The following is a 6,872-nucleotide window of genomic DNA, read 5'->3' on the forward strand; positions in this document are numbered from 1 at the left end:
GATGTCTGGCGTCAGATGTCGTAATAGAGCTGGAACTCGTAGGGGTGGGGGCGCAGGCGGATGGCGTCAACCTCGTTGACGCGTTTGTAGTCGATCCATGTCTCGATCAGATCGGGCGTGAACACGTTGCCCTCGGTCAGGAAGTCGTGGTCGGCTTCGAGGGCGTCGAGTACCTTCTCCAGTGATCCCGGCACCTGCGGCACCGCGGCCAGTTCGTCGGGCGGCAGATCGTAGAGGTCCTTGTCGATCGGGTCCGGCGGTTCGATCTTGTTGCGAATGCCGTCCAGACCGGCCATCAGCATGGCGGCGAAGGCCAGGTAGGGGTTGCAGCTCGGGTCGGGCACGCGGAACTCGATCCGCTTCGCCTTGGGCGAGACGCCGCTGAGCGGGATGCGACAGCACGCCGAACGGTTGCGCGCCGAGTAGACGAGGTTGACCGGCGCCTCGTAGCCCGGCACCAGGCGCCGGTAGGAATTCGTGGTGGGGTTGGTGAACGCCAGTAGTGCCGGCGCGTGGTGCAGCAGCCCACCGATGTAGTGCCGGGCCAGCTCGGACAGGCCGCCGTAGCCGTTTTCGCTGTAGAAGAGAGGTTCGTCACCCTGCCAGAGGCTCTGGTGGACGTGCATGCCCGAGCCGTTGTCCTGGAACAGCGGCTTCGGCATGAACGTCACGGTCTTGCCGCGGGACAGCGCGACGTTGCGGATGATGTACTTGTAGAGCATCAGGTTGTCGGCGGTCCGCAGGAGCGTGCTGTACCGGATGTCGATCTCGGCCTGCCCGGCGGTCCCCACCTCGTGATGCTGCATCTCGACGGTGATACCGGCGCGGAACAGCGCCCGCACCATCTCCGAGCGCAGATCGGTGAAATGGTCGGTCGGGGGTACCGGGAAGTAGCCACCCTTGAACCTGGGCTTGTAGCCGAGATTCCCGCCTTCTTCCTTGCGGGCAGTGTTCCAGGCTGCCTCGACGGAGTCGACGGCGTGCATGGAACCGTACGGGTTGTAGTCGTAACGAACGTCGTCGAAGATGTAGAACTCGGCCTCCGGGCCGAAGTAGGCGGTGTCCGCGAAACCCGTCCCGCGCAGGTAGGCTTCGGCCTTTTTCGCCGTGTTGCGCGGGTCGCGGGAGTATTCCTCCTTCGTGATCGGGTCATGGATGAAGAAGGTCATCGCGAGCGTCTTGTGTTCGCGGAACGGATCGACGAAGGCCGTGCTCGGGTCGGGTAGGAGCAGCATGTCCGACTCGTGGATCGCCTGGAAGCCACGTATCGAGGACCCGTCGAACATCAGACCTTCGGTGAACACGGACTCGGCGAAGACCTCGGTCGGGATCGTAAAGTGCTGCATAATTCCAGGAAGGTCACAGAAGCGGACGTCGACGAACTCAACGCCCTCGTCCGCGATGTAGCGAAGTACGTCTTCGGCGTTTGTGAACATCCACCCTCCAGGGAAGCTTCATGGCTGTGTGGATAGGAAGGATACGCCATGACCCGATGCGGACCGTAACCCCATATGGTTCCGTCAGCATGATGAAGGCGTTTCGTGGCAGTAACATGGCCCTGATTTGTTACTCTCAGTGATTGAAAGCCCGGGGTGTCCGCGGGGCATACGCTTGCGCCGTGGGACGCGCTCTCGGAACCTGGCTGGAAGGTCCGCAACTACCCCGGGACACACCCCCCGGTGTACGGCTCGGCCTACCGGGGGAAGGCCCTGGTGCCGTGGTGGGTTTCGGCCACCGGCTGGCTGCGTTCGCGGTGGACGCCGTCGTGGCCAACCTGCTGGTGGGCGTACCGGTGCTCTTCGGGGTCCGCTACTCGGTCGATGCCCGCGGGCTCGCCGTCTACCTTGCGTTTCTGCTGGAGGAGTTCGTCCTGATCGCGGCGAACGGGCAGACCATCGGGATGCGCGTGGTCGGCGCCCGCGTCATTCGGGTGAGCGACCACGGCCGGCCGCGATGGTGGTGGGCAGCCGTCCGTACCGTGCTTCTCGGCCTGCTCGTCCCGGCCTTCATCTGGGACCGCGACCTGCGCGGCACCCACGATCGTGCTGCCGGCACCGTGATCGTTCGCGAGCCCGCACGATAGTCAGAAAATTACCGGATCTTCCCGCCGCGGGGGATATTGCGGGGGATCGGCCCCTTGGGGATGGGCAGGACCGGTGCGGTCACCGCCCGCAACCGTCGCTCGATGGGGTCGACCTCGCCCCGTCGTAGGGTACGGGGCAGCCGCATGAGGGTTCCCTGCAGCTTGGGTAGGGGCGTCTCGCCAGGCCCGGTGCCGATCACAATGTCGTGGACGGGGGCCTCACCGATCACCTTGCGGATGCGTCGCACCTCGTTTCCGAGAAGCTCCCGTTGTCCGCGTCCCCGTCCCTCAGCAATGATCACGACACCGGCTCGACAGACCACGCGGTGTACCACGTCCTGGTGGCGGTTGATCGCGACAGCAGGCGTGAGTCGCCAGTCGCCACGCATGCGTTCGACGATCCCGGCTGCCGCGCCGGGCTGGCCCTCCATTTCGGCATAGGCCGTCCGCTGCACACGTCGGCTGAAGATGTTCATGGCGCTGACAAGGCCCACCATGATCCCGATGGGCAGCCACATCCACAGCGGTCCGACCAGCACGCCGAGCAGCGTCGCAAGGACAATGGGTACAACAAGACCGACAAGCGACCACCAGAGCGCGCGGGGATCACGTTCTCGGGTGAGCCGGTACACCGTCCTGATCTGTGCGAGGCGACTCGGCTTGGCCGCGCCGTCGCCGGCGTCCGCCTGTCGTTTGCGCCCCGTCGGTGCTGTTTTCGTCGGTGCTGTCTTCGCCGTACCGGCCTTCGTCGTACCGGTGCTCGGCGAGTCACTGCCGGACCTGTTCCTGCGCGCCATGACCGCGAGCCTACGACCCCGCGCGGACGATGCCCCTACCGTGGTCTTCGCCATGCGATGATCGGCGGTTTCGTGATTGCCTGTTTCGTGATCGATTGGTCAGCGCTCGGCGGCGACCGCGAGCCGACCCCCGGTCTGTGGTGGGATGCGGCCGACCGTCAACGGGGCCTCGGCGTGCTGGTCGACCCCCACATGAAGATCGACAGCGGCACGCCATGCGTTGCGGCGCGCGGTTCGCTGGCCGCCGTGTGGCAGCAGCAGGAGGGTGAGTTCTTCAATCGCGGTCAGAAGTGACCTCAACACGACCACACAGACCTCCCGGACAGGTCGTAGGCATTGTCAATCATGGTCTCGACCTTCATCCACGTGTTGCGGACGAGTGACTTTCCGGTGAGCCTAGTTCCGCCGGGACGTGTGCACCATCGCAGTGGCTACTCTGGGTAATAATTGTGTCGGCCGGGTGCGCTCAGCGCCCGACGATGGCGCGCTGCTCGACCGCTTGCCGGTACATCCGGCCCGCGCGGTAGGACGACCGGACCAGCGGACCCGACAGCACCCCGGCAAACCCCATCCGCTCGGCCTCGTCCCGCAGCTCGGCGAACTCCTCGGGGCGCACCCAGCGCTGCACCGGGTGATGACGTGGGCTGGGCCGTAGGTACTGCGTGATCGTCAGCAGCTCGCAGCCCGCGTCGAGCAGGTCCGCCATGGTCGCGAGGATTTCGGCGGGTTCCTCACCGAGCCCGAGGATCAGGTTGGACTTGGTCACCAGGCCGGCCGCGCGGGCGGCCCGCAGAACGTCCAGCGACCGGTCGTAACCGAACCCCGGCCGGATCCGGCGGAACACCCGCGGCACCGTCTCGATGTTGTGCGCGAGTACCTCGGGAGTCGCCCCGAACACCTCGGCGAGCTGCTCGGCCCGGGCGTGGAAGTCGGGGATCAGCAGTTCGACGCCGACGTCGCCGCACCGTGCGTGGATCTCGCGGACCGTCTGGGCGTACAGCCAGGCCCCGCCGTCGGGTAGGTCATCGCGTGCGACCCCGGTGACGGTCGCGTAGCGCAGCCCCATGGCATGGACGGAGTCGGCGACCCGGCGCGGTTCGTCGGGGTCGACCGTCGCCGGTCGCCCCGAATCGATCTGGCAGAAATCACAACGCCGGGTACACACGTCCCCGCCGATGAGGAAGGTCGCCTCCCGGTCCTCCCAGCACTCGTAGATGTTCGGGCACCCGGCCTCCTCACACACCGTGTGCAGGCCCTTGTCGCGGACGAGCCCCAGGATCTCGGAGTACTGTGGACCGGTCCGCAGCCGGGTCCGGATCCACGGCGGCTTGGGCTCGATCGGCGTGGCCGCGTTGCGCAGCTCGAGGCGCAGCAACTTCCGGCCCTCGGGTGTCACCGCGGTCACCCTGACATCTCCGCCTCTCGCACTGCCTCGGTCCCCCGAACCGGCTTGTGGGGTCCGGATGTCGACACCGGTAGGGTCCGTGGCACCGTGGTGCGTGTCGTGAAGGCGCTCAGCACGTCGACCATGTGGTCTTCCACGACAGGCAGGGCCTCGGGGAGGGTCACGGTCCGTGCGAGCTCCCGGCTCAGGCTGGTCACTGCGGCGTCGGTGATCCCACAGGGGACGATGCGGGTGAAGGCGGTCAGATCCGGGCAGCAGTTGAGGGCGAAGCCGTGGTAGGCGACCCGGCGCCGGACCCGGACGCCGATCGCCGCGATCTTGCGCTCACCGTCGGTGGTCCACACGCCGGTGCGCCCGGCCACCCGTGTGGTCGCCAAGCCGAGGTCGGCGCAGGCGGCGATCAACCCGGCCTCCAGCGTGCGGACGTAGGCCACCAGGTCCAGCGGTTCGGGCAGGCGCACGACCGGGTAGCCCACGAGCTGGCCCGGCCCGTGCCAGGTGATCTTCCCGCCCCGGTCGACGTCCACCACCGGGGTGCCGTCAACGGGGCGCTCCCATGGCTGGGTGCGGCGACCGGCAGTGTAGACACCGGGGTGTTCCAGGAGGATCAGCGTGTCGTCCACTTCGGCGGCGATCCGCCGGTCGGCCAGGCAACGCTGGAGCCGCCAGGCATCGTCATAGGGAACCAGTCCCAGCCGCATGACCTCCACAAAAGTGAGGCTACGCCAACCTGCGGAATCCTCCCAGAGACGATGGGGAAGACAGCGCCGGCGTCACACTGCCGGTGTCACACCGCCGGCAGGCGCCGGGGGATCTCCCGTGTCTCCCGCACCCCCGTGGTCGGGTCCTGTTCGACCCGCCACGCGAAGGCCTCGGCCCGGTCCGCGACCGCCTCGACCAGTTCGGTGCCGCGAAAGTGCAGGCCGACACCATCGTCGGTGGCCCAACCGGGCGGCAGCGAGCCCGCGGCGACCAGCTTCTGGTACAGCGGACGTCGGCCGGCCTCGGAGTCGTAGTGCGGAGTGTTGCTGAACGGCAGCAGCGCGAGCCCGTCGGTGACCGGTCGCAGGTCCGGACCGAACGAGTCGGTTGTACCTCCGACGTGCCAGCACAGCGACCCCGCGGACACGCCGCCCAGGACCACCCCGGCCGTCCAGGCTTCCCGCATGATCGTATCGAGTCCGTGTGTCCGCCACACCGCGAGCAGATTCGCGACGCTGCCACCGCCCACCCAGATCACATCCTGATCCAGCAGGTGTGCCCGGACGTCGGCCACGGTAGGCATGGGGAACAGGGCGAGATGGGACGCGCGCAGGTCCGGCAGGTCACGCGCCAGTGCCGCGTAGTAACGCGCGTAGCTTGTCGGGTCGTCGCCGCTGGCGGTTGCCAACAGACAGAGCTTGGGACGCGCGGGGTTTCCGGCCAGGCGCAGCGCGTGGTGGATGATCGGGCCGACCCGTGCGCCCCACCGCCCGTCCGGCATGAAGCCGGCGCTGGTCGCCAGGATGTTCATGGTACCTCCTATGTTTCGGTACGGTATCTCCGCCGGGCCACGCTGTATTGCTCTGTGTCGCGGTCGTTCCGTGGCGTGGCGCGGCCAACCTATCCGGACCAACTGTTCGCACGAGTTATCCACAGGTTTCCGGTGAGGGCTGCACAGAACGGCCTTTTCGGCCTACCGTCACTGCTTGTGACAGCAATGGACGATTCCATGGGTTCTCGCGGCTACCATGGGATTCCGGGTACTCCGGCCGTCCGCGGGGTGGTGCTGCGGGCCCGAGTTCGAGGCGGCGGTGCCGGGGAGGTCTGGGCCGGCCGCGTGGTGGCCACGGGGGCCGAGTGCGTGGTCCGCCGCGTCCGACTGCCACCGGACGCGGCGGCCAGGGATGCCGCGATGCGAGCGGCGCAGGTCCTGCTCGGGCTTTCCCATCCCCACCTCCTCCCGGTCATCGACGTGGTTGCCACCGCCGAGGGCCTCGCGGTTGTCGCCGAGCCTGTTGCCGGGGCGATCAGCCTGGGTCACCTGTTGGAGACGCGGGATCGCCTCGACCCCGGTGAGGTCGTCACGGTCGGGCTGCCGGTGGCCCAGGCATTGGCCGCGGCGCATGCCGCCGGCGTCGTCCACGGACAACTCGATCCTGATGATGTCCTGTTGGAGCCCAACGGCCGACCGGTACTCGCCGGCGTCGGTGTTGCGGGTCTGGCGGGTGCGTCCGCGACGCCCGCGGTGGATGTCAGTGATCTCGCGAGCCTGTTGTTGGCGGCGATGCCGCAGGCGACCGGTCCGGACGCGGCGGCGGTTGCCGTGGCGGTCGCGCCGGCCCTGGTCGATGATCCTGTCCGCAGGCCAACCGCGGAGGAGCTGGTCGCGGCGTTGGCGCACAGCGCCACCCCGCTGCCGGTTCGTTTCGTCAACAACGCCGTCACCCCACTGCCGCTGCCGCCACTGCCACTGCCCCCACCGCCACCCGGAGTCGACGACGCCCACGCCGAGCCCGCCGAGCGCGGCCCGCGGCCAGGGCCGGCCGCCCGCACGACGCCGCGTCCGATCCGGGCGCCGCGCACCACCCACGGCGCCGCCGGTGCG

At 68.1% G+C, this 6,872-nt stretch carries 8 protein-coding genes; 3 read left to right on the top strand and 5 right to left on the bottom strand.

The window, feature by feature from the left end; translation table 11 throughout:
- Positions 1 to 11: 11 nt before the first annotated feature.
- Positions 12 to 1,436 (bottom strand): type I glutamate--ammonia ligase, encoded by a 1,425-nt coding sequence (gene glnA / locus U9980_RS14320; RefSeq protein WP_322755521.1) that lies wholly within the window; start codon positions 1,434 to 1,436, stop codon positions 12 to 14.
- A gap of 182 nt (positions 1,437 to 1,618) precedes the next feature.
- On the opposite strand from glnA, the gene U9980_RS14325 reads away from it, so the two are divergent.
- Positions 1,619 to 2,083, top strand: coding sequence for an RDD family protein (locus U9980_RS14325; RefSeq protein ID WP_322749060.1), 465 nt, complete (start codon positions 1,619 to 1,621; stop codon positions 2,081 to 2,083).
- Between the two features lie 8 nt (positions 2,084 to 2,091).
- Here U9980_RS14325 and U9980_RS14330 read toward each other — a convergent pair whose 3' ends face one another.
- Positions 2,092 to 2,880: a DUF4191 domain-containing protein gene (locus U9980_RS14330; RefSeq protein WP_322768370.1), complete on the bottom strand. Its 789-nt coding sequence runs from the start codon at positions 2,878 to 2,880 to the stop codon at positions 2,092 to 2,094.
- Between the two features lie 57 nt (positions 2,881 to 2,937).
- Here U9980_RS14330 and U9980_RS14335 point away from each other — a divergent pair, with 57 nt between their 5' ends.
- Positions 2,938 to 3,174, top strand: a complete 237-nt coding sequence (locus tag U9980_RS14335; RefSeq protein ID WP_322749058.1) for a hypothetical protein — start codon at positions 2,938 to 2,940, stop codon at positions 3,172 to 3,174.
- A gap of 172 nt (positions 3,175 to 3,346) precedes the next feature.
- Here U9980_RS14335 and lipA read toward each other — a convergent pair whose 3' ends face one another.
- The 3 genes from lipA to U9980_RS14350 all read right to left on the bottom strand — a co-directional run bounded on the left by lipA (position 3,347) and on the right by U9980_RS14350 (position 5,798).
- Positions 3,347 to 4,285: a lipoyl synthase gene (lipA, locus tag U9980_RS14340; RefSeq protein WP_322768371.1), complete on the bottom strand. Its 939-nt coding sequence runs from the start codon at positions 4,283 to 4,285 to the stop codon at positions 3,347 to 3,349.
- On the bottom strand, positions 4,282 to 4,986 hold the full coding sequence (lipB, locus tag U9980_RS14345; protein ID WP_416210277.1) for a lipoyl(octanoyl) transferase LipB: 705 nt from the start codon (positions 4,984 to 4,986) through the stop codon (positions 4,282 to 4,284). The genes lipA and lipB overlap by 4 nt, the downstream gene beginning before the upstream one ends.
- Before the next feature lie 86 nt (positions 4,987 to 5,072).
- Positions 5,073 to 5,798 carry a peptidase E gene (locus U9980_RS14350; RefSeq protein WP_322749055.1) on the bottom strand — a complete coding sequence of 242 codons (726 nt, stop codon included), beginning with the start codon at positions 5,796 to 5,798 and terminating at the stop codon, positions 5,073 to 5,075.
- Positions 5,799 to 5,930: 132 nt separating this feature from the next.
- Here U9980_RS14350 and U9980_RS14355 point away from each other — a divergent pair.
- The coding region (locus U9980_RS14355; protein WP_322768373.1) for a protein kinase domain-containing protein at positions 5,931 to 6,872 on the top strand (942 nt) is incomplete at its 3' end.

The organism is Protofrankia sp. Cr1 (assembly GCF_963555865.1).
Lineage (GTDB): Bacteria > Actinomycetota > Actinomycetes > Frankiales > Frankiaceae > Protofrankia.

Bases quoted from the DNA above. Each gene is read 5' to 3' on its own strand.
- U9980_RS14330 (WP_322768370.1), bottom strand. From the start codon at position 2,880: ATGGCGCGCAGGAACAGGTCCGGCAGTGACTCGCCGAGCACCGGTACG.
- U9980_RS14335 (WP_322749058.1), top strand. From the start codon at position 2,938: ATGATCGGCGGTTTCGTGATTGCCTGTTTCGTGATCGATTGGTCAGCG.
- glnA (WP_322755521.1), bottom strand. From the start codon at position 1,436: ATGTTCACAAACGCCGAAGACGTACTTCGCTACATCGCGGACGAGGGC.
- lipB (WP_416210277.1), bottom strand. From the start codon at position 4,986: ATGCGGCTGGGACTGGTTCCCTATGACGATGCCTGGCGGCTCCAGCGT.
- U9980_RS14350 (WP_322749055.1), bottom strand. From the start codon at position 5,798: ATGAACATCCTGGCGACCAGCGCCGGCTTCATGCCGGACGGGCGGTGG.